This window comes from Synechocystis salina LEGE 00031 (assembly GCF_015207985.1).
In the GTDB taxonomy this organism is placed as follows: domain Bacteria; phylum Cyanobacteriota; class Cyanobacteriia; order Cyanobacteriales; family Microcystaceae; genus Synechocystis; species Synechocystis salina.
Genome location: NZ_JADEVV010000032.1, coordinates 1 through 23,183 on the forward strand (window position 1 = coordinate 1; position 23,183 = coordinate 23,183).

Sequence of the window (23,183 nt, forward strand, 5' to 3'; positions counted from 1 at the left end):
GGGGTGGGGGTGGCAGTCAGAACATTCGTAGCTTTACGCCAGGTTTTGAGACGATGGGGCAATAAATGCTGCACTAACCACTGGGCAAATTTAAGTTCCCTTTGTCTGCCTTGCCAAAATATTCGGTCAAAGTCCGATAGGGATGGTACTTGTAAACTCACCTGGACTTGTTGGAGCCCTTGTTCGATTTGCCCTAGTCCGTCCCGGAACAGAGGCCAGATCAGCCTTTCCCACAAACTCAAGGGGGGCGCGTTGACAGTTTGCAAACTAGGCCAGCAGGTTTGGCCGCCATGGACTTGCTTTAAGCCCGTCACCAAGTCGGCGATCGCCGTTCCTTTGGGGAAGTAAGCTGCAACACCCTGGGTTTTGGCCGCCAGCAGTTGATCGTATTCCAAACTAGCGGTGAGCAAACAAATTTTGACCTGGGGATAGGCAGAGCTTAATTGCCGTAGGAGGGGCCAGCCAGATTGGGAACGACGGGGAAACTGGGGATCGATTAGTAAAATACTGGGGGCCAGAGTTTCTAGCTGTTGCCGGAGATTATCGAGGGAGTCCCCCTCCCCCAGCACCTGCACACCGGTCTCCCTTCCCAGAACGGTAATCAATCCCAGGCGAAAGACAGGATCCTCATCAACAATGACAATCGTTAAGGGAGATTCACTCACGGCAATGGTGGGGCCACAACACCGCCCATTCTAGACCGTTAACTGACTAATACCATCAAATTGCCTTAGACCTGGGCAAATAGGGGGGGACAGGGATTGGTGGGAGTTAAATTTACCCTACTGCCCACCGGAATTACCGTTTGCAAAGAAGTACGGGCATGGATTTGACGACCGGCGGCGGTTTCCAGGCAGTAGCGATATTCCCGTCCCAAAAATTGGCGATCGCGGATGACCACCGGGCCATCACTAGCAGGGCTCAGGGCAATTTCTTCTTCTCTTAACATCAGTTCCCCCGCTGAAGGCAATTCCGGCTGAATGCCTTGGAAAGTTAAAGGCCATTGGCCAAACTCCGTGGCCCACAGTTCTCCCTGGCGCTGGGCCGGCACAAAATTGGCTTGGGTAACAAATTCCGCTACAAAACGGGAAGCCGGCGATCGATAAATCTCCTCTGGGCTGCCAATTTGCTCCAAATTACCCCGATACATCACACCAATGCGATCGGAAATGGCCATGGCTTCTTCCTGGTCATGAGTGACAAAAATAGCAGCAGTGCCAGTGGCTTTGAGGATATGGCGAATTTCGTGCCGTAGCCTTTGGCGCACCTGTACGTCTAGATTGCTGAGGGGTTCGTCCAACAAAATCAGGTTCGGTTTGGGGGCCAGGGCCCGGGCCAGGGCAATGCGCTGTTGTTGACCACCGGACAGTTCGTGGGGATAGCGTTTTTCCAGCCCCGTTAATCCCACTAAATGGAGCACCTCCCCTATCCGACCTTGGATTTGTTGACGGTTCAACTTTTGGGATTTATGGCGTAGACCAAAGGCGATATTATCGGCAATGGTAAGGTGAGGAAACAAGGCGTAATCCTGAAAGACCATACCCGTTTGTCGCTTTTCTGGGGGAGTAAGCCCATGTTCCCCAGAAACACAATCCCCCTCCAAATGAACGGTGCCACTGGTGGGGGGTTCAAAGCCTGCAATGATTCTCAACAAAGTCGTCTTGCCACAGCCCGATGGTCCCAATAATCCCAGAATTTCCCCCGGTGCCAGATTAAAGCTGATTTTCTGGAGTACTGGAGTGGATTGCCCCCGAAAGCTTTTGCCTACGTCCTGTACCGTTAAAACGGATTCTTCGGTGGAAAAGCAGACGACGGGAGAGGATTGGGCGACTGTCATAGGAACCAGGGGCAGAAACGCGGCAACAATGGTGGGAACGCTGATCCCGTTTAAAACTCAGATCTGAACTATCTAAAGCGAGTATCTAAACGGTACTTTAAATAAGAATTATTTGCAAGAGTTAACACTAACACATGATTCCAGCCGATCTCAATCCCCCCACCCTCCCTTGGTGGATTCTTGCCCCTCAAGGCACTGAAGCCCAGGCGATCGCCAAAGGGTTAGGGAAAAGCAACCACATACATTTGCAGGCTATGCCAGTGGGGGCCACAGCGGTGCAATCTTTCTTAGAAAATCTGGCCCAGACTTGGGCGGAAACAGAAAAGCCCCAAGGTTTATTGGTGATGGGGGTAACGGGGAGTTTATCCGCTGATTACGGCATTGGCCAGGCTGTCTGGGTAGAGCAGTGTCAATATTGGGGCCATGGGGACCATGGTCGGCAACCAGAATACGTTGGCGATCGCCATTTGATGGAGCGAATTAATCATTTGTTGGAGCCCCATTGGCAGATTCCGCTGGTGAAAGGCATTACCGTGCCCCAGGTGGTTTGTAGTGGGGCAGAAAAACAACTGTTGGGGCAAAAATCCGGTGCCCAAGTGGTGGACATGGAAAATATAGCGGTGTTGGCCTTTGGAGCAACGGCCGAAATTCCCGTGGCTATTTTACGGGTGGTGAGCGACACCATGGCCCAGGATTTACCAGATCTCAGCGGCGTTTTTACCGCTCAAGGGGCCTTGCAACCCCTCCCCCTGGCCCAAGCCTTACTGCGCCGTCCCCTGGCCGCAAGTCATTTAATCCAAGGATCCCTGCGAGCCTGTGGCCAGTTAACTGCCATCGCCCGCAGTTTGAGTCGGGGCGCTAGGGGAACAGGGAAAAACCCCGGCTGATGGGATTGTGGCAAAATGCTAGGGAACCAATTGTTGTAGGGCGGGCCTTGCTATGGATTTGATGCGGTCTTTACCCATCGGCTTATATTTGGAAAATCCGGTGACTTGGTTGCACCGCCTTGATCCCAGGGTAAAACTAGCTTGGCTAATGAGTTTTTTGTTAGCCCCAGTGTTGGCCAATGCCGTTTGGCGCCTTGGCATTGTCGTTTTTCTAATTCTATTAACCTTTGCAGTCCGTATTCCCTGGCGGGTGTGGAAGCAACAAATGGGCTTACTTGTATTTTTTTCCGGCCTAATTTTCCTGTTAACTACCTTTAGTCCGGACGGTTTCACTGTGTTGGAACAACCCCGATCGCCTGCTAGTGAAATTGTGGTGCCCCCTACCCCCTACCAGTATGTTTTATTTGAATGGGGCAAATTATTAGTTACTCGCCGCTCCCTAGAATTGGGAATTCGTATCAGCACTTTGATTTTTACCCTGGTTTATAGCACCAATTTATATTTGCTTACCACCGCCCCGGAGGAAATTACCGCTGGACTAGAGGAATTAATGACTCCCCTACGGCGCTTTAAATTGCCCATTACGGAAATCACCTTAATTTTAACCCTAGCTTTACGGTTTATCCCCTTGGTGATGGAAGAAATTCAAAACCTATTCCGATCCATTCGCACCAGGGCGATTAATTGGAAAAAACTAGGCATCAAACGAAGCGCCCAAATTTGGATTTTAGTGGTGGAAAGATTACTCGAAAATCTTTTACTGCGGGCAGAACAAATGGCGATCGCCATGGAAGTGCGGGGCTTCACCACGCCCAACGAGCATCAAGTGCAGTGGCATCAATTACGCATCGTGAGGGCAGATTGGTTGGTGCTGGGAACTTTGGTTGTATTTTGGGGGGCTCGGATCGTGTGGGGAGGCATGGCCTAATGGAACCCCAACCCTGGCATTGGTGTTATTTGCCGTTACAAGGTCGCACTGGCAGCGAAGTTTTTAGTCAATTATTTGGCCATCAATCCATCGCCACCCTACTGGAAAGTCCCTATCCGCCGTCGCCGGACTATCCCCATTTAGGCCGTTATTCCATCTGTGCTGGTGAGCCTCGCCCTGGGAAATTATGGACTCCTAGCCCTGGGCAAATTTTTAGCTTCTTACATCAGCTACCCCGGTGTGGTGGTGCGCCCAAAACTGTACCGGACCATTTACCTTTCCACGGCGGCTGGTTGGGGTGGTTAGGTTATGACACCGCTTGGGCGATTGAAACTTTACCTTACCTGCGCCCAGATCATTTGCCTTTTCCCGTGGCCTATTGGTACGAACCTGAAGATTTTGCAGTCTTAGACCATCGGGAACAACTATTGTGGCTAGCCACTACCAATCAAGCTCAAACTAAAGTTTTTCAAACCCGATTATCAAAAAGTATTAACCCCATTGCATCGCCCCAAGTTCCCCCCTTAAATTTGACCTATACCACTGACCAAGATCAGTATGAAACCATGGTCAACCAAGCCAAACAATACATTAAGGCAGGGGATATTTTTCAGGCCAACCTAACCTTACGTTTCATTGCCCAGAGTGATGCCCAGCTTAACAGTTGGCAAATTTATCGGCGATTACAAGCAATTAATCCTTCTCCCTTCGCTAGTTATTGGCGATCGCCGTGGGGAGATGTGGTGAGTTGTTCACCAGAAAGATTAGTTAAGTTAGAAGGCAATGTGGCCCAAACCAGACCCATTGCCGGCACTAGGGCAAGGGGCAAAAATTTGGCGGAAGATGAACAATTATTACAGGAATTACTAGTCAACACCAAAGAGTTGGCAGAACACATCATGTTAGTGGATTTAGAGCGCAACGACCTCGGCCGGGTCTGCACCTGGGGAACGGTAGAAGTAGATGAGTTATTGGCGATCGAACGCTATAGCCATGTCTCCCATTTGGTTAGCAATGTGTGTGGCATTTTGCAACCGGGCAAAACTGGGGTGGATTTGGTCAAAGCTTTGTTTCCCGGTGGTACTATTACCGGCTGTCCCAAAGTTCGTTGTTTAGAAGTTATCGAAGAATTAGAACCAGTACGACGCAGTTTATTTTATGGTTCCTGTGGCTATTGGGATCAGCGGGGCAACTTAGATTTAAATATTCTCATTCGTACCCTTCTATTTACCCCTGGGCAAGTGATAGGACAGGTGGGAGCTGGCATTGTGGCGGATAGTGATCCCACCAAAGAATGGCTGGAGTCGCTACAAAAAGCGAAGGCGCTACTGGCGGCATTGGATGGGGTCTAAAAAGACTAAAATCCTAGCCCAGCTTATGAAAAACTAGGGTGGTAATCTCATCTAATTTTTCTATATAATACTAAGCTTTATAATCACTAATCGATGAATATTTATGGAATTTTTTCATGGTCTTGCCTACCCACTGCGTACATTTAAAATTTTACGTCAATCTCCCGAATTAGCTATTTATATTATTATTCCTTTAATTATTAATATTAGCTTGGGCATATTGCTTTACTGGCAGTTACTAAACTTCGGCAATGACAGCGTCGATATTCTCCGTAGTTACGCCCAGCAATGGGTGGAAATTTTAGAGCAACGTATTCCCGAGATCGTGCCCTACATTTTACCAATATTGCAAGTTATCTTTTTCCTTTATATTTGGTTAGTGCGGCTTTTACTGCTCATCATTGCGGGTTTTTTACTCTCCCAAGTGGGAGGACTACTTGGTTCTCCCTGGTACGGTAGATTATCAGAAGAATTAGAAAAAAAACTGCTAGGTAAATTAACAGTGCAAGAAGTGGGAATGCTACAAGAAGTCAAGCGAGCCCTAGCCTTTGAGCTAAAAAAATTAGTCTTACTAATCATTTTCACTGCTGTGGGTTTTGCTTCTAACTTGATACCCGCCTTTGGTACCCCCGTAGCCACCATTGTAGGGATTAGTTCTACATCTTTATTAACTTGCATCGATTTTTTTGATCCCCCTTTAGAACGTCGTCGCCTCAAATTTCGTCGTAAACTATTAATAATTTTTCAATGTTTACCCCTCAGCGCTGGGTTTGCCCTAGCCAGCCTAGTTTGGGTAAGTATTCCCCTAGTTAATCTCGTCACCATTCCATTTTGCGTGACCGCTGGTACTCTCTTCTTTTCTGAAAAAATTTACCCCCGTTTTTTCCAAGTCCAAGAAGAAATGGATGGAGCAGCGGAGGTAAATAAGGAGGCGAATTAAATGTCTATCTGCTAGTTCTTCTAGCTGGCTCGATTATAGCTTACCCAATGAAAAAATGTCCTTAAATTGCCCGAGAAAACATCTGTTGTTGTGAATTATTTTGTAGGTAGGCATCAAACACAGCAGCAATATTACGAATTAAAATCCTCCCCCGGGGGGTAACTTCTAAGCCATCCCCCAACCTACTGAGCAAACCATCCGCTTCCAGAGCATCCAGAGCAGCTAGTTCCTTGGCAAAATAGTCGTTAAAATCACAGTCAAAGCCTAAATTATACTTGTCATCTAACTCCTGGGCAGACAACTTAAATTGGCACATTAATTCTTTAATGACAGTGCGACGAACCAAATCATCTTGGCTCAGTTTAAAGCCTTTTTCTATGGGCATTGCTTCTTGATCCAGGGCATTATAAAAAGCTTTTAACGTTTTATGATTTTGAGCATACACATCCTGCAACATACTGATGGAAGTAATGCCAAAGCCGAGCAAATCGGACTCTGGTTGGGTAGTATAACCCTGGAAGTTACGATGTAATTTTCCTTGCTGTTGGGCGATCGCCAACTCGTCATCAGGTTTGGCAAAGTGATCCATGCCAATGAAAACGTAACCCTGATCGGTGAGGTCAGCAATGGTAGCTTGCATAATTCTTAACTTTTCCGCCGCTGGAGGGAGGGCCGCTTCCGGCATTTTTTTCTGTACTGGCTTGAGCCAAGGCACATAGGCAAAATTAAATACAGCAATGCGGTCTGGGTTAAGTTGGGCTGTTTTATGTAAAGTTTCCCGAAATGTGCCCAAGGTTTGATAGGGCAAACCATAAATTAAATCCACATTAACGCTCTCAAAATTAGCTTCCCGAATCCAGTCCATGACTTGGAATAACATTGCTTCCGGCTGAATACGATTGACTGCTTCCTGAACTTGGGGATTGAAATCTTGGATACCAAAACTAATGCGATTAAAACCTAGTTGGCGTAGGGCGAAAATATAATCCTTATCAACGTAACAGGGGTTAACTTCAATGGAAACTTCCGCATTTTTTGCCAATGGAAAGGCATCAGTGATGGTATTGAATAAAAATTCCGCTTGTTTCAGGGTCAAATAATTAGGAGTGCCACCGCCCCAGTGGAGTTGCTGCACGGGCCTTTGTCGGTCAACTAAAGGAGCCACCAGGGCAATTTGTTTAGCAACCGCTTTCAGATAGGGCTCCACCGCTGGTTTGTGTTGGGTGATGATGGTATTACAACCGCAAAAGTAACAAGCCTTCGCACAGAAAGGAATGTGACAATAGAGGGACAAGGGCGTTTTTTTGTAGTTGCCCAGGTTGATCGCCGCCCGAAAATCACTAGGATCAAATGCGGGGCTTAGCTCTGTGGCCGGAGGATAGCTGGTGTAGCGAGGAATACCTTGATTATATTTGTTTAATAATTCAGCACTAAATTCAACAGCAGGAAAGGTGGTAGTCATAAATTTTGGATGTTATCGGGATTATTTAAATGGATTTTTATCGAGGTATTTAAAATGTTTTCTCTTGGCTCTAACCCTGGGGAAATTATTTTGCCAATTTTCTTAAATCAACCAAATATTGAGTTGAAAATTTAAGCAACAACAAATATATTGCTAATACAACTCGGATTTGATTAACTTTTTGTCTAGCTTTTATCTAGAAAAAATTGTCAAAGAGAGTGTTTACTTTAGCTTAAATACTCTCTTAATTTCCCCGTTTAATCTATTCCCCCACCATGAGGGCGACGGCATGACCACTGGTACTCCGAGCTTCTGTGCTACCAGGGCGATCCTGACGGGTTAACAAGTCAAATGTGTGCTCACCGATCGCCTTTCGGATTAAATTTTCTAGATCGTGCATCACGTCCCGATTAAGGGAGAAAGCGTAATTGGCTTCTTCAACAATGCGGTTCATGGTGGCTTCATCTAAAGGCAAACTATTCAGCACATCCCGGTAAATTTCCTTAAATTGACGGCGATCGCCTGGGCTGGGCAAACTGTCAAATTCGTACATGGCAGTGCCCTCTCCCTCCGGCAATTGCAATGCAGAACGGATAATATTTTTCAAGCTCTGGCCACCGGATAAGTCCCCCAGATAGCGAGTGTAACAATGGGCAATGAGCAATGCAGGATCACTTTCGGCTAAGGTTTTCAGGCGATCAACATAAATTTTACCGCAGGGGGTAGGTTGAATTTCCTGTTGCCAATTGGCATCGTAATAGTAGGCTAAATCTTTGGCTAATTTATCAGTGCGGTTTAATTCAGGAAAATAAATCGCACTAATGATTTGATTGTCCCGATGCTCCCTCAGAGCTGTTTCTAGGGTGCTGTAAACATAATATAAATTGGCTAATAATTGCCGAAAAGGTTCCCGCTCCACAATGCCTTTTAAAAAGCATTTCATGTAGGCAGTATTTTCTGCCAAAGTGTGGGATTGTTGGGTACCGTAGCGGAGTTTTTGCGCAAGGTTAGTCATGGTTTTTACCAAAGGAAATTAGCAGTAATTAGTAAACAATTGGAGCAAGTTAAAAAGCGATTAAACTAGCACACCATACCCCGGCGGGTTTCTGCGTCCACTGGCTTTTGCAGAAAGATGCAGAGCATTTGCCAGACAATCACGGCAATCCACGGCATTTTTTGACAAAATTTGACCAGTTTCGGAGCTTTACCGTTGGCGATCGCCGTTAGTTTTTCGTTAGCACTGGCACAGGCTTCTAGGCGGGAGAAAAATTTAGGATTATCCGTGTCCAACACTTCTGGAAAGGCCCGGGCTGCCGTCTCGTTGGTGTTTTTAACCACATCAACGTTATATTGCCTAGCGTTTAGACCAACGGATTCATAAAAATCGCCCCGTTCAAATACCGTTAGGGTATGGGTGACAAATACTGTTAGCAAGAAAAAGCGGGCCCAAAGTCGAGATTGCCAAGTTTTCCACAGAGCTGTTTGGGAACGGAGTAAAGCTTTGAAAAAGTCTCCGTGGCGATTTTCATCCTGACACCAACATTCAAAATAATTAAACAAAGGATAAATATTGTGGTCTGGATTTTTTTCTAAATGGCGAAACATCAAAATATAACGCCAGTAACCAATTTTTTCTGATAAATAAACCGTGTAAATTACCCACTCCGGCGGAAAGAAAGTATAGGTTCTTTTTTGAGTTAAATAACGCAAATCGAGGGAAAGTCCAAAATCTGCCATAGCTTTGTTAATAAAACCGGCATGGCGTGCCTCATCCCTAGCTAGAAGATGAAAAGCCTCTGCCAGCTTGGGACTGCGACCCTTAAGACGGCGGGACAATTCTTTAAACAGAAGAAAACCAGAAAACTCCGAGGTACAAGACCGTTCTAAAAAGTCGATAAACGCTAAACGAGTGGCTCCGTCAATGTGGTCAAAACTACGCTTAAAATCATCATTACGGACAAAGTGGTGACGATTGTAATCAGCTCGTAATTCCTCCAACGCCGCTTCAATTTCTTCATCCTGGAGGTTCAACACCATATTGGCGACTTTATCAAAATCGGTGGTGTAGAAGCGGGGGGTGAGGAGAGTTTCCTTCACTGGAGCTTTGATGCCGGGGCGAATGGTTTCTAGCTGGGTAGGCAGGGGGGTGGATACCATCGGTGATGAATAGGAAAATGTTAAAGGTTAAGGTTTAAAGCCAAGGAATTTAACTGGGTTTAGGCAACTGAAAAGCCCAAGAAAAAGTTCGATGTTGCTTTTTATCCTGTCCAATCTTCCGACCCCTGACAAGACAGTTTCCATTGCTACCCCATAGTTTCCAAAGGGGAAAAAATATCGCCTGGCCTGGATTGCAAGGTTTTATAAAGAAATGCTAAGGTCTACCAATTGAACTCTCAGCAACCAATTCCGAATCTGAAAAACAAAAAACTGCCTGTGATCATTCTCACAAGCAGTGGAGAGGGATCCTATCCCCCAAATGGCTAGACTAAGGTTCTGGTTGACTTATTTAAGAAAAGTACATTTTTGTGTACTTGAATTGCTTATATACAAGCATTTTGTCAGCCGCTGTCGCTCCGAATTTAGCCTAATTGACTATAAAACGGTAAATTAGTGGATTTTTTAGCGTTTAACCTTAACTTGGCGAGCCATTTCCTTGAAACGATTCAAACTGGGGCCAGGGGCACGACGGGCTACATTTTGGGGAATGGGATCACCACTGGCAAACGCCACTTGGCTGGGATCAACTTTGGCCTTAGGAGCCGGAGCCACTGGGGCAGGAGTTTCCACTGGAGCCTCGGCTTTGGCAGCGGACTTTTTCTTAATGGAAGTTTTTTTCGAAGGGGTGGGGGCTGGGGTTTCCACCGGAGCTACCTCCGATTTCACGATCGCCACGTCGGCTTCTTCCACCTTGGCCGGAGCTTGATTTTCATCTAGCTGGACGTAAAATTCTTTTTTAGCGCCAAACAATTTTTTTAACATTTAATGTGGTTCTCCTAATTAAGCAGGATTTTATGGTGAACTGTGCACAAACTGATTGTGACTGAATTTTAACAAAAATATGTCGCCGGAATTTCCTATTGCCAATCAGCGCCGATTTGGATGGTTACGTCGGAGATTAGATAACCATTGCTATCCACTAAAACTTCCCCCAGACCAATACTATTACGCACTTGCCTGGCCCCCAAATGATCGCCTTGTTGGGCAATTACCCTGGTTGTTTGTAAGGGCTGGGAAAGGGCACTGACTACGTTGATGCGGCTGTAGCCAGCAGTTTCCAACTCTTTCACCAAAGCCTCCACTGCCTGGGGGCGATCGGTACTGTCCTGGATGGCAATGCGCACGGCATAGGGGTCGAGGGTAGTTAAATCTGGCTCCATTTCCATATCCCACAACCAAGAACTGGAGGCCATGGCGCCAAAATACTCCTCCGTCATTTCCTGGATTTTGCGCTGGTGGGGTAACCAATAACTAATGCTAGTGCGGCCGGTGCCATTAAAATCCCCTGGCAACATCAACATTTTGACGTCTTCCCTGGGAATTTGGGACGAAAAACCGGCGATCGCCACTAACTCCTCCATATTGAGGTTAGTGTCAATGTTGGACTGCAAAATTTTGACAATGTCCGGTATCCGCAGAATAGTTTGGGGTTTGAGGGCTTGTTCTACCACCGCCCGCATAACTATTTGCTGTCTTTGAATGCGGCCAATATCCCCCAGGGCATCGTGGCGGAATCGCAACATTTGTAGAGCCTTTTCCCCGTCTAAACGCTGTTGTCCCTCCTTGAGATTGATATACAAACGCTGACTATCATCCTGGTATTTCATGTCCCGGGGTACATATACGTCTACTCCCCCCAGGGCATCAATTAATTTTTCCACCGCCTGTACATTGACCCGGATATAACGGTCGATGGGCACATCCCCAAGTAAATCCGTCACCGTCATAGCCGCCAGGGCTGGCCCTCCCAAGGCATTGGCCTGATTGATTTTCCGAGCTCCGTTGTAGCCGGGAATTTCCACCCTGGTATCCCGGGGAATGGATAGCACCACCAGGGATTTTTCCTTCGGATCAAGGCGAATCAACACCATCGTATCGGTGAGGCCTTCCACTGAATTGACCAACGCATGGTAACCGGGGTTAGGCTGACTGGGGTCGGGCTCTTCAGAAGTTAACACCTTGGTGCCCAGCACCAACACATTAATGGGGCGACTAAGTTGGGGAATATTGAGATTTTTGTAGGAAACTGCCTTTTTCTGACCAAATACCGCCGCCTGCTCTGGCGTAAGTCTGCTCTGACCCAAAGGAGTTGAATACATGGCCAACAAAGAACCCGCCCCTGCTGACACCAAGGCGATCGCCGTTAAAGCGAAACCCGTTAATAACCATTTACCGCCCTGGAATCTACCTTTGCGGGGGGATTTTTTGCCATTATGGCTACCAGACCCCCTTTTATTAGAATTTTTAGCAGTCACCATTTTGACCCCGAACTAACCATTAATATTTTTCTCCAGCTGGCATAAAGTCCTTTGGTGCTCTGGGCAGATCCCAAGGTAATAAGGTAATTGGATTGGATACTAGCAAACCGACCGTAACATTGGCAAGGAAAATTTCCTCTCCCTATCACCATAGTCATGAACAAATTTTAAACGTGATCAAAAAAATGATGAAAATCAATCATTTTGGACAGAATTTAACTGGACATGTTTGGGTAATTTGATAGTAAAAGTAGAACCAACTCCCATTTCACTAGTTAAATAAATATCTCCCCCCATCATCTGACAAAATTTACGGGTAATAGCCAAACCTAGGCCAGTGCCACCATATTTACGGGTAGTCGAAGAATCTGCCTGGGTGAAGGGCTGAAACAATTTCGACATTTGTTCTTCAGTCATGCCAATTCCCGTATCTTTGACTTGAAAAGAAAGCCAATCCTTTTCGTCTACTTTAAATTCTTTGACTGTGAAGCTGATAACCCCTTCTTTGGTGAATTTGCTGGCATTACTGAGCAGGTTTAACACCCCTTGGCGTACTTTTACCAAATCTCCATACATTTCTGCCGATTCCAGAGAAATTTCCACTTCTAATTTATTGTTATTGTTTTTGATCAAAGGATTAATAGTATCAAGAATACCTGCGATTAGTTCATTGAGATTAAAAGTTTCCAGATAGAGGTCCATTTTTCCTGCTTCAATCTTGGAGATGTCTAGCAAATCATTGATTAAAGTCAACAAAGCCTTCCCGGAACGCAAAATTTTGTCTAAATCCGGAACCAATTCCTCTGATTCTAAATCTTCAGCTTCCTCAATTAACATTTCACTATAACCAATGATCGCGTTCAGGGGGGTCCTCAATTCATGGCTCATATTAGCGAGAAAAATACTTTTCGTGGCATTGGCAGCCTCGGCTTCGGAACTGGCCAATTCCAAAGCTTTAACCGTATTTTCTAATTCTTCAGTTCTTTGTTGAACTTTTTCTTCTAAACAAGAATTAGCCACCGCTAACTGTTTTTGGGTTAACTCCAATTCTTGATTTTTTTTCTGTAAACTAAAATAGGATTCTCGCAACTCATTAGTCATCATATTAAAGGACTTGGCTAGAATGCCCAATTCATCTTCTCCCAACACCGGGGCCCTAGCTCCCCGATCGCCAGAAGATATATCGGTGGCAGCTTTGGTAATTAGCAAAATTGGTCTGGTTATTTTGATAGATAGTAGATAAACCGCAATTAAAAGTAAAGCCGTGCTCACCAATCCCACCAAAACTAACATGCGGGTAAATCTTCGAGCCGACTCTAATGCTTCTACTTCACTAATTTCAGTAATTAAAGCTAAATTATATTTATCTATCCACTGGTATACTCCCAACACGGGCGTGCCGGCGTAATTAACATAGGTGCCTTGACCACTATTGCCGGCCATCACCGAATTTATTCCTAGGGTATTAAAATTTGGCTTGGGGGCATTGGCAGTCGAATTTTTATTTTCATCTGCCGCAATAAACGAAACTTGATTATTTATTTCTCCAACCAAAAATGTTTCTCCCGTATCTCCTAATCCCGTGCGCTTACGAATTAAGTCATCAACGGCATTCAAATTTATATCTATACTCAAATATCCAATTCTTTCCTTTGTTAGATCATGCTTTATGCTAGTAGCAAAAGTCATACTGGGACGATTATAAACTTTAGAAAAATAGAAATTTGGTACAGTTTTAAAATCAGAATTAATATTGGCAAAATAAGTGGTCTGATTTCCAATACCTTTGTAGACACCGATTTCAGCTAAGTCAGTAGAGGCCACTACAATACCACCAGTGTTGAGAATGTTAATAGTTTCAACATGGGGAAGAAAAAGATTAATTTCTTGCAACTCGTCAATTAAAATTTGCTGGGCGGCTTTATAGTCAGAACCGTCGTTGGTTATATTTTTAAGCATTTCAATTCCCATTTGAATGCTATTGATTTCGCTCAGCAGAAAGAGTATATCTTTCTGACTTTCCATCCATTGCTCTAGTTGATATTCCTTCAGATTATTGGAAATAGTTAAACGTTGGAATGTTTGATTCTCTATGCCCTTAACTGCCCTATAGTTAGCAACTAAAAAAATTGATGCCACTACCACGCTGGAAAGACAAAAATAGGAAAGAACGAACTTCAGCAACAGACTTCTTCGCACTGACTTGATAATTGAGACCATGGTTAAAAATCACTAATATACAATTATTGAAGATTTTGATGGAAATAACACCAAGCTGTCACCCGAAGATTGAATTAGTGAGGGAACATTTTTTGTTTAGATAAACTTTGTGGCAAAGATTAACAATTTAGTTGGGGATAAAACAGGACAGCTATTGCTATAATTCTAACAACTGTTCAGTATTGAATCTATGACTAAGATTCTCCTGGTTGAAGACAATGAAATGAATCGTGACATGCTATCCCGTCGTTTGGGGCGCAAGGGATATGAAGTAGTAATGGCTGTTGACGGTGAACAGGCAGTGACCATGGCTATCTCAGAGTCTCCCCAACTTATCCTCATGGACATGAGTTTGCCGGTCATGGATGGCTGGACTGCTACTAAGCAAATTAAAAGTCATCCTGATGGGGCTCACATTCCCATCATTGCCCTAACCGCCCATGCCATGGCTAGTGATCGAGAGAGGGCGATCGCCGCCGGCTGTGACGACTATGATACCAAGCCGATTGAGATCAATCGCCTATTGCAAAAAATAGAGGCATTAATTAATTAATTAAAATATTGTTGGCTTTTATCTTTCTGGTTGAGCCATTTATCAATAGTTTTTACAGAAAAATTTATTATTAGGAGCTGAGGTAATTCAAAAGAGATTATAGCTTAACTTAACAATAATTAAGTCAAATTTAATTAATTTTTGTTAAAAAGCTCAGGTACAATATTTAAGGGTTTCGATAAATTTTGATAATTGCTTAATCATTGGCAAAAACTAAAATAGTCTGTAAAACTAGCTTGATTAACCATAATTTCTTTGGTAGATGATGAATCATTCAGTTAAGTCAGTTGATATAGAAAGCGCTACTGCTTTCATTCGTCATGAACTCAGAACTCCCATTAATGCAATTGTTGGCTACGGAGAAATGGTTCAAGAAGAGCTCACGGATGCCAACTCCCTCCTAGCAGAAGAATTAGATGCATTACTAGTAGAGGCACAAAAATTACTTGAAGCTATCAACTTATTTGTTAAGCATTCTGACGGAGAAGAGAAGTCGGATTTTCATAAGCTTTTTTCCACTATTCCCCATAGCACTAATTCTTCTATTACTAAAATTATTCTTTCCTGTAATAATTTACTCAAAGCAGAGGAATGTGTTAATCAACTTGGCCTTACTGAAGACATTAAAAAAATAGAATTAGCGGCCTTGCGCTTACAGGGATTAGTGAATAATATTGAATCGATTTTCACTAATTTTTTAGAGTCATTAAATCCTGTTCACGAAGCCGATTTATCTCCTCAATTAACTTCTGCATCTTCCTCAACTACCAACGAAATGATTTTGGGTAGCATCAAAACTAATAGTATTGAGGGAAGGGAACTGCTAACGGGAAAAATTTTAGTGGTGGATGATAGTCCTAGCAATTTAGATTTATTTTTTCAGCACTTAACCCGTAAAGGTCATACAGTTACCACTTGTTTAAGTGCGAAGGAAGCATTGAACCTCCTCGAAAGTCAGAGTTATGATCTAATCTTGCTGGATCTGCTAATGCCGGAGACTAATGGAGACCAGTTTTTAGAATATTTAAAAACCAGTGTAGAGTTTCAGCATATTCCGGTCATTATTGTTTCAGCTTTAGATGAATTTCAAAGTATTATTCGTTGCATTGAAATGGGAGCAGAGGACTTTTTGCCCAAGCCATTTGATCCAGTGTTGCTCAAAGCCCGCATTGGTTCTTCCTTAGAAAAAAAGCGTTTACGGGATCAAGAAAAATTATACACCCAACAGGTGGAAGCCCTTTCAAAAATAATGGCCAAGGAGCTAGAGAAAGGTAGGCAAATGCAAAAGAATTTTTTGCCAGCCCATTTATTAACTAGGAAAGGATGGGAATTTACCGCTTACTTTAGTCCTGCTCAACAACTGGCTGGGGATTTTTATGATTTGTTCGAACTTCCAGGCGATCGCCTGGGGGTGGTAGTGGCAGACGTTTGCGACAAAGGGGTAGGAGCGGCATTATTTATGGGACTATTTCGCAGTTTAATTCGTATTTTTTCGGGGCAAGCGGCCCTGGATGGTTTAATCAATCCTTCTTTTAATTTACCTGGCGGCCAAGATCTAAAAATCAACCTAAACGATTTGCTGGATGGCGTTAATTTTGAACCATTGGAGTCTATTAAATTAATCAATAATTACGTCGCTTTTAACCACAGCGAAGCTAGTATGTTTGCGACAATTTTCTTTGGTATTCTAGAGCCTAGCACAGGAAAATTATCTTATATTAATGGTGGTCACGAACCAGTTTTTATTGTTGACGCTAACCATCAATTAAAAGCCAAATTAACTTCTACTGGGCCAGCAGTGGGGATGTTGCCGGATTTGGAATTTAAGACGGGGGCAGTAATTTTAGAACCGGGGGATTTATTGTTGTCCTATACCGATGGTGTAACGGAAGCTAAATCACCTGCAGGCAATTTCTTTGGCAAGGAAAAACTATTAGAAGCCCTAGGTAGTCAGTTTAATTCCGTTGACCAGTTAATGCTTAATATCAAAAATTCCCTGGGCGAGCATATGGGGGAAGCGGAACAGTTTGATGACATTACTTTACTGGCGGTTAAATTTCAAGCAAGCTAATTTTTTTTGAGAGTCATTTCCTGTTCCAATTGTCCTTGGTTAAGGGTAAAAATACGTTGACAAAAACTTTCTAAATATTCCGGTGTGTGGTTAACCATAACCATGGTGGTACCATTCTCTTGGTTTATTAATTTTAGCTGGGTCAAAACCCTTTGAGCTAGGGCCGGATCAAGGGCCGAAGTAGGTTCATCCAACAGAAGAATCCGGGGACTTAACATGGTGGCTCGCACCAGGGTAACCAATTGCCTTTGCCCCACAGAAAGCTGTAACTCGTTGCGGTCTAGCCAATCACTGGGAACTTCCCAAATATCACAGGCTCGAATCCGTCGCCGTTGACATTCTGTTTTGCTGACTTTCTGTAATTCTAGGGGATAAATTAAGCTTTCTTCCACTGTCATACCTAAAAGTTTTGGCTCCTGGGGCACTAAAACTATTTCTTGACGCAGTTGCTGAATTGGGTATTTATTTAAAGCTTTTTCATTATAAAAGATAGTACCTTGACTTATTTCCTGAAGTCGATTTAATAGCCGTAGCAATGTAGTTTTACCTGCCCCCGATCGCCCTTGCAGACCAATAATTTGTCCATGGTCAATGTGGAGAGAAATATTATTAAGTAAAACGGTGGAGCCGGTTAAGTCCGTGGTACTAACCCCGATTAGTCTAATTAAAGAAGTCATGCACTCTCCGAGGCCAAGGCCTGTTGACGAATTAATTGCTGTACCTTAGCTAGGGCTGGGTTAACTTCCACATTTTGGCGATCGGGATTTTGTTCAAACGCTGCTTGTTCCTGGGTAATCATGCGAATATCTTGGTCAATCAACCCCTCCAGCAAAGGCCGGGCTGTTCCGGATAACCAATTTTTCAAAAAACTTCTAAAGGCAATGGGTAATTTATGCAGTTTAGGAAAAGCTTCTAGGGAAGTAAAATGAACTAAATAGGCTTTGGTTTGATTAGGAGAAACGGGGCAAAATAGGCAGTAAATTTTAAAGTCTGCCCCTAACGTAGATGACCAATGGGGATAAATATAGCTCACCCGTAAATTTTCTGGATGCAATCGCCGTAGGGCTGGGAAGAATAGTTGGGAAATGGACCAGATTTTATCAATTTTGTAATAACTTTGGGCGTCGTAGTCCACCACTACCCGATCGCCATTAGTTTCAATTTGCCGTAGGGAAGCGGAGGCCCAAGCCTGGTAATTATCATGCAAATGCCCATGGTGCATATCCATTAAATTTTCGATCAAATAGGAAAAGTGACCAGGACAATCAAAGGCGGCAAAACTGCCAATGTAGTTTAAATGGTGCCACTCCGGTATGGCCATGGGTGCCGGTCCATGGCTAGCAAGATAATCTAAATCGCCTGGATAAAGCCAAATAAACCCATCTTTTTCCTGCACAGGATAGGTGCGCAAACGACAAGGGGGAAGTTTTTGAGCTTTGCTAAAGTAGGGAATCTTCGTACAATGACCCTGGGTATCAAACTGCCAGCCATGGTAAGCACATTCTAAATTATTGCCTAACACCTTCCCTTCACTCAATTTCACCTGACGATGGGGACAACGATCTTCCACCGCGCGCACCTGGCCTTCTTGATCCCGATAAATGGCGATCTGCTTTTCCCAAAGAATAACTCCCAGCGGTCCCTGGCCCAATTCCCCCGCCTGGGCCACCACATACCAATGGTTGAAATTGATCGGGGTAGTACGAAGCACAGATAATGCTTGACTATGGGAAGAAAGAGCGCTCATTAGCAAGCCAACGACAGTAGTAAAGGTAAAGGCAAAAAACTGATCTCACCCAGGCAAGGGTAGTCCCAAACTGGAACTAGCTCGTCACGAAAGTCCCAAGCAATCCTGCTAGAATAAGGCATTCAAACTGATTTTTCAATCTGTCCTCGTATGCCTTCTTCCCCCAACAGTGCAGCCTTTTCCCTTGACGAATTTGCCAAAGCCCTAGACAAACACGATTACCATGCTGAGAAAGGCCAAACCGTCCATGGCAAAGTCTGCCAGCACGCTAACGAGGGAGTTTATGTGGATTTTGGTGGTAAATCCCCTGGCTTTGTCCCTCTGCAGGAATTAGGATTAAGGCCCCACGCAGAGATTGAGGAAAGTTTTCCCCTCGACAGTGCTTGGGATTTCCTCGTCACCAGTGAGCAAAATGATGAAGGGCAAGTAAGACTTTCCCGGCGTCAGTTGCAAATCCAGCAATCTTGGGAAAATTTGGCAGAGTTGGAGGAGAGTGGCAAAACCCTAGAAATGGTTGTCACTGGCACCAATAAGGGCGGTGTCGTCGGGGATGTAGAAGGATTGCGCGGTTTCATTCCCCGGTCGCACCTCATGCACAAAGACAATATGGAGGCCCTGGTGGGGCAAGTGCTGAATGCCCATATCCTTGAAGCTAACCAGGATAACAATAAATTGGTGTTGACCCAGCGTCGCATTCAACAGGCTGAATCCATGGGCAAAATTGCGGCGGGCAATATCTACGAAGGCAAAGTGGCCAAAATCCAGCCCTATGGCGTGTTTGTGGAAATTGAAGGGGTAACGGGGCTACTCCATGTCAGCCAAGTCAGTGGTACTAGGGTCGATTCTCTCAATACCCTGTTCACGTTTGGCCAAGCCATCAGTGTCTATGTCCAGGAAATTGACGAGTATAAAAATCGTATTTCCCTTTCCACCCGCATTTTGGAAACCTATCCGGGGGAACTGGTAGAAAAATTTGACGAGATGATGGTCGATGCCCCCAATCGCTTACCCCTGGTACAATCCAAGCAAAATTTGCACGATAAACAGGAACAACTAGAAAAAAATTAAGGCAGTTACCTGTTAACCAAAAAGAGTCAGAGAAACTCTCCCTGACTCCACCAAATGTTGTTGTTGCTTGAGGAAATCTCAGTGGCGGTTTCCCAACTCGCGCAGTCCTTGATTTCTATATAAAAAATTGTAACATGGAACACGATTTTTGTAACAAAAAATAAAGTTTGGTTATTTCTTGCCCTAATTTTGCCTCAATGTCTTTATTTTGGAGGGTTGTGGCCATTTTTTCCCGAATGGCTAGACCGTAGAAAATTTGCTCCTCCTCCTGGTCAGATTAGATCTCGCTGTATAAGACTGGGATGCGGGAAAAATTGCCGTTTCTCCCTAGGGTAAATGTAGGTAATACCTCCCCCTCAATTGACCGGTTGGTTCAGCCGTTGATTCTCCAGCCTTTGAATTTCTTGCCTGGCCTTTTGCCATTGCTGTTGATAATAACGAAAATCTTCTGCCTGGGTGCGGGGATCCAACTGCTGTAGTTTACCAAAGCAATGCTTTTGATAATTTTCCCAAGGAACTTTTTCCATAATGGCGATCGCCTCTGGGATTCGCAGATTAGCCCGAAACAGTTCTTCGGCGCTGGTTTCCGTCAGTTGAAACAGGGACTCGACGGGGTTAAAATCTCCCTCCTGCTCCAGATAGGCTAATTGCACTAGCAGGGACAACTGGTTATCGGGGTCGGAGTCCAAATTAAAATGTTCCCGCACCTGGTCAATTTTTTGCCACAGTAAACGATGGTGAGCAAAGCTAAATAAAAGATCATTTTCCGTCAGTATTTGGTCAATAGTTGACCGTTCCTGGGGACAGTGGAGGTAAATTTTTAACAATAGAGCTTCTGCCTTCTCTAGTAAACTACTAGTGGGATCCTTAGCCTGCCATCTCCTAGACCCATTTTGTCCAGGGCGATCGCCATAGGTGAGCTGACTGGAAAGATTATTAACTTGCAAACTAATTAAGCGACTGTCTCCTTGGCTCAAAATTTCTCCACACAACTGTAGGTAGTAAGCCCGTTTATTTTGGTCCGTTAAACGTTTTAAAATTTCTACCATGCCCCGGGCCACCTGCTCAAAATCAAGAGGATCTTTAAGATTTTTTTGCTTAAGCAATTGCTGAATTTGCCAATCTACCCAGAGGGGAGCCTGCTTGACTAAAGTTTGGTAAATTTCTTTATTTTCAGGACTACTATGGATAAATTCATCAGCATCTTTCCCCGCCGGTAAATTCAAAATGCGTAAATTAACTTGACCGCTATAAACCAAAGGCTCAATTTCCTGAATAGCCCGTTGGGTGGCATTAATGCCCGCCTTATCCGCATCAAAATTAAAAATAATTTGCTTTGATTGACTAAAACGCATCAAACTTTGCACCTGGTCTCGACTTAAGGCTGTGCCCAAGGCCGCCACCGTTTGCTTAATACCACTTTCGTGCAGGGCAATAACATCAAAATAGCCCTCCACTAAAATTGCTTCATCTACTTTTTGAATAACAGTTTTGGCCTGGTCTAAACCAAACAAAGTCTTGCTTTTATGAAATAAGGGGGTTTCTGGAGAATTGAGATATTTAGGTTCATCATTGCCTAAAGTTCTACTACCAAAAGCAATGGCTCTACCTTGGACATCGCGAATGGGAATCATTAAACGATGGCGGAATTGATCGTAATGCCCGGTGCCAGATTGGCGAGCCTTAATTAAACCGGCCTGTTCCACCGCTGTCACCGGATAACGTTTTTGCTCCACTAAGTAACGATAAAGAGTTTCCCAACTCGCTGGGGCATAACCCAACTGAAATTCTTGGATTGTGGTAGAAGATAAAAAACGCTTTTGGCGTAAATAAGTTAGAGCCTCCTGTCCCTGGGGCTGAAAAAGAGTATGGTGATAAAAACCGGCTGCCACCGCCATAATTTCATAGAGTTGTTCCCGCAGAGATAGTTGCCTCTGTAATTCTTGTTTTTGCTCCGGCTCTAGGGTTTGGATTTGTACTTGATAGCGGCGAGCCAAATCTAAAGCCACATCTGTAAAGGAACGTTTACCCAGTTCCATTAAGAAATTAAAGGCATTGCCTCCAGCCCCACAGCCAAAACAATAATACATTTGCTTGGCTGGACTGACGCTAAAACTCGGGGACTTTTCGTCGTGGAAAGGACACAAACCAAGGTGATCCCGTCCCCTTTTTTTCAAGACGACATAATCGCCGATAATTTCGACAATGTCTATTCTTTGCTTAATTTCTTGGATGGTGTCTGGGTGCAGACGGAGATTATCCATGGTAGATCGGCTTACTCTCCTTCTAAGAGTGGCGATAGGGAGAGATAGTTGTCAACTTAAGCTGTGTTGAAGGACAGTAACCAAGCAAAAAGCACCCCCCGGAAAGGAGAGTGCAATTCGCTGATTATTCAATTGGTGTTACACCAAGGAATTAACCATTGATAGCAGGAGCGGTCAAAGCCACAGGAGCTTGCTCCCCAGAAGCCAAGTCGAGGGGGAAGTTGTGGGCATTGCGTTCGTGCATCACTTCAAAACCGATGTTGGCACGGTTCAATACATCAGCCCAGGTGCCGATTACACGACCTTGGCTATCCAAGATGGATTGGTTGAAGTTGAAACCGTTCAGGTTGAATGCCATGGTGCTTACACCCATCGCAGTGAACCAGATGCCGATTACAGGCCAAGCACCCAAGAAGAAGTGCAAGGAACGGCTGTTGTTGAAAGAAGCATATTGGAAGATCAACCGACCAAAGTAGCCGTGGGCGGCAACGATGTTGTAGGTTTCTTCTTCTTGACCGAATTTGTAACCGTAGTTCTGGGATTCAACTTCGGTGGTTTCACGCACCAAGGAGGAGGTTACCAAGGAACCGTGCATGGCGGAGAACAAGCTACCACCGAATACACCAGCCACACCTAACATGTGGAAGGGGTGCATCAGGATGTTGTGCTCAGCTTGGAACACGATCATGAAGTTGAAAGTACCAGAAATACCCAAAGGCATACCATCAGAGAAGGAGCCTTGACCAAGGGGGTAAATCAAGAATACAGCGGTGGCAGCGGATACGGGGGCAGAATAAGCCACACAAATCCAAGGACGCATACCTAAGCGGTAGGACAATTCCCACTGACGACCCATGTAGCAGAAGATGCCAATGAGGAAGTGGAATACTACCAACTGGTAAGGACCACCGTTGTACAACCACTCATCTAAGGAAGCAGCTTCCCAGATGGGGTAGAAGTGAAGACCAATGGCGTTGGAAGAAGGTACAACAGCACCGGAAATGATGTTGTTACCGTAGAGCAAAGAACCAGCAACGGGCTCACGGATACCGTCGATGTCGACGGGGGGAGCGGCGATGAAGGCAATGATGAAGCAGGTGGTGGCAGTTAAGAGAGTGGGGATCATCAAAGTACCGAACCAACCGACATAGATCCGGTTGTTGGTAGATGTCACCCACTGACAAAACTGTTCCCACAAGGAAGCGCTTTCGCGCTGTTGGAGAGTCGTTGTCATTTGGTTATAATTCCTTATGTACTTGTCAAGGTTCGAGAAATTCGGCTGCATTCAAGCTCAGAAATATCTTTGCTTGGGAGCCGGTTTTGTATGTATGTAGCTAATATAACAAGATTGTAACAATTTGTAAATAGCTTGCCGCAAC

Annotated in this window: 20 protein-coding genes; 8 read left to right on the plus strand and 12 right to left on the minus strand. The window is 44.6% G+C overall.

The window, feature by feature from the left end:
- Positions 1-665, minus strand: a 665-nt coding sequence (locus IQ217_RS11685; protein WP_194020077.1) for a response regulator, incomplete at its 3' end; no start/stop codon positions are given.
- Between the two features lie 65 nt (positions 666-730).
- Positions 731-1,837, minus strand: coding sequence for an ABC transporter ATP-binding protein (locus IQ217_RS11690; protein WP_194020078.1), 1,107 nt, complete (start codon positions 1,835-1,837; stop codon positions 731-733).
- Positions 1,838-1,971: 134 nt separating this feature from the next.
- Here IQ217_RS11690 and IQ217_RS11695 point away from each other — a divergent pair, with 134 nt between their 5' ends.
- From IQ217_RS11695 to IQ217_RS11710, 4 genes are all read left to right on the plus strand, one after another.
- Positions 1,972-2,724, plus strand: coding sequence for a phosphorylase family protein (locus IQ217_RS11695; protein ID WP_194020079.1), 753 nt, complete (start codon positions 1,972-1,974; stop codon positions 2,722-2,724).
- Between the two features lie 52 nt (positions 2,725-2,776).
- Positions 2,777-3,652, plus strand: coding sequence for an energy-coupling factor transporter transmembrane component T family protein (locus IQ217_RS11700; protein WP_194020080.1), 876 nt, complete (start codon positions 2,777-2,779; stop codon positions 3,650-3,652).
- Complete coding sequence (locus IQ217_RS11705; protein WP_194020081.1) at positions 3,556-5,004, plus strand: anthranilate synthase component I; 1,449 nt, start codon at positions 3,556-3,558, stop codon at positions 5,002-5,004. Before IQ217_RS11700 ends, IQ217_RS11705 begins: the two co-directional genes overlap by 97 nt.
- Positions 5,005-5,107: 103 nt before the next feature.
- On the plus strand, positions 5,108-5,944 hold the full coding sequence (locus tag IQ217_RS11710) for an EI24 domain-containing protein (RefSeq protein ID WP_194020082.1): 837 nt from the start codon (positions 5,108-5,110) through the stop codon (positions 5,942-5,944).
- 61 nt (positions 5,945-6,005) lie between these two features.
- Here IQ217_RS11710 and hemN read toward each other — a convergent pair whose 3' ends face one another.
- From hemN to IQ217_RS11735, 5 genes are all read right to left on the minus strand, one after another.
- A complete protein-coding gene (hemN, locus tag IQ217_RS11715) occupies positions 6,006-7,406 on the minus strand; it encodes an oxygen-independent coproporphyrinogen III oxidase (RefSeq protein WP_194020083.1) in 1,401 nt (466 codons plus the stop codon).
- 262 nt (positions 7,407-7,668) lie between these two features.
- Entirely contained in the window at positions 7,669-8,421 is a 753-nt protein-coding gene (locus IQ217_RS11720) for a biliverdin-producing heme oxygenase (RefSeq protein ID WP_194020084.1), read from the minus strand.
- A 65-nt stretch (positions 8,422-8,486) separates the two neighbouring features.
- Positions 8,487-9,563, minus strand: a complete 1,077-nt coding sequence (acsF, locus tag IQ217_RS11725) for a magnesium-protoporphyrin IX monomethyl ester (oxidative) cyclase (protein ID WP_194020085.1) — start codon at positions 9,561-9,563, stop codon at positions 8,487-8,489.
- A gap of 462 nt (positions 9,564-10,025) precedes the next feature.
- On the minus strand, positions 10,026-10,385 hold the full coding sequence (locus IQ217_RS11730; RefSeq protein WP_190596049.1) for a hypothetical protein: 360 nt from the start codon (positions 10,383-10,385) through the stop codon (positions 10,026-10,028).
- A gap of 95 nt (positions 10,386-10,480) precedes the next feature.
- Entirely contained in the window at positions 10,481-11,722 is a 1,242-nt protein-coding gene (locus IQ217_RS11735) for an LCP family protein (RefSeq protein ID WP_228024234.1), read from the minus strand.
- On the opposite strand from IQ217_RS11735, the gene IQ217_RS18950 reads away from it, so the two are divergent.
- On the plus strand, positions 11,721-11,897 hold the full coding sequence (locus IQ217_RS18950; RefSeq protein WP_228024235.1) for a hypothetical protein: 177 nt from the start codon (positions 11,721-11,723) through the stop codon (positions 11,895-11,897). The genes IQ217_RS11735 and IQ217_RS18950 overlap by 2 nt on opposite strands.
- 179 nt (positions 11,898-12,076) lie before the next feature.
- Here the strand turns inward: IQ217_RS18950 and IQ217_RS11740 are convergent, their stop codons facing one another.
- Positions 12,077-14,101: a sensor histidine kinase gene (locus tag IQ217_RS11740; RefSeq protein WP_194020087.1), complete on the minus strand. Its 2,025-nt coding sequence runs from the start codon at positions 14,099-14,101 to the stop codon at positions 12,077-12,079.
- Between the two features lie 181 nt (positions 14,102-14,282).
- On the opposite strand from IQ217_RS11740, the gene IQ217_RS11745 reads away from it, so the two are divergent.
- Together IQ217_RS11745 and IQ217_RS11750 are read left to right on the plus strand one after the other, a co-directional pair.
- Positions 14,283-14,654 (plus strand): response regulator, encoded by a 372-nt coding sequence (locus IQ217_RS11745; protein ID WP_338116566.1) that lies wholly within the window; start codon positions 14,283-14,285, stop codon positions 14,652-14,654.
- A gap of 265 nt (positions 14,655-14,919) precedes the next feature.
- Entirely contained in the window at positions 14,920-16,725 is a 1,806-nt protein-coding gene (locus tag IQ217_RS11750) for a SpoIIE family protein phosphatase (protein WP_228024236.1), read from the plus strand.
- Here the strand turns inward: IQ217_RS11750 and IQ217_RS11755 are convergent.
- Complete coding sequence (locus IQ217_RS11755) at positions 16,722-17,402, minus strand: ABC transporter ATP-binding protein (protein WP_190596040.1); 681 nt, start codon at positions 17,400-17,402, stop codon at positions 16,722-16,724. The genes IQ217_RS11750 and IQ217_RS11755 overlap by 4 nt on opposite strands.
- A complete protein-coding gene (locus tag IQ217_RS11760) occupies positions 17,399-18,472 on the minus strand; it encodes an aromatic ring-hydroxylating dioxygenase subunit alpha (RefSeq protein ID WP_194020090.1) in 1,074 nt (357 codons plus the stop codon). The genes IQ217_RS11755 and IQ217_RS11760 overlap by 4 nt, the downstream gene beginning before the upstream one ends.
- Before the next feature lie 150 nt (positions 18,473-18,622).
- Here IQ217_RS11760 and IQ217_RS11765 point away from each other — a divergent pair, with 150 nt between their 5' ends.
- Positions 18,623-19,540 carry a S1 RNA-binding domain-containing protein gene (locus tag IQ217_RS11765; protein WP_194020091.1) on the plus strand — a complete coding sequence of 306 codons (918 nt, stop codon included), beginning with the start codon at positions 18,623-18,625 and terminating at the stop codon, positions 19,538-19,540.
- 356 nt (positions 19,541-19,896) lie between these two features.
- Here the strand turns inward: IQ217_RS11765 and dnaG are convergent, their stop codons facing one another.
- Together dnaG and psbA are read right to left on the minus strand one after the other, a co-directional pair.
- Positions 19,897-21,804, minus strand: coding sequence for a DNA primase (gene dnaG / locus IQ217_RS11770; protein ID WP_194020092.1), 1,908 nt, complete (start codon positions 21,802-21,804; stop codon positions 19,897-19,899).
- A gap of 151 nt (positions 21,805-21,955) precedes the next feature.
- Entirely contained in the window at positions 21,956-23,038 is a 1,083-nt protein-coding gene (gene psbA / locus IQ217_RS11775; RefSeq protein WP_194020093.1) for a photosystem II q(b) protein, read from the minus strand.
- Positions 23,039-23,183 lie beyond the last annotated feature (145 nt).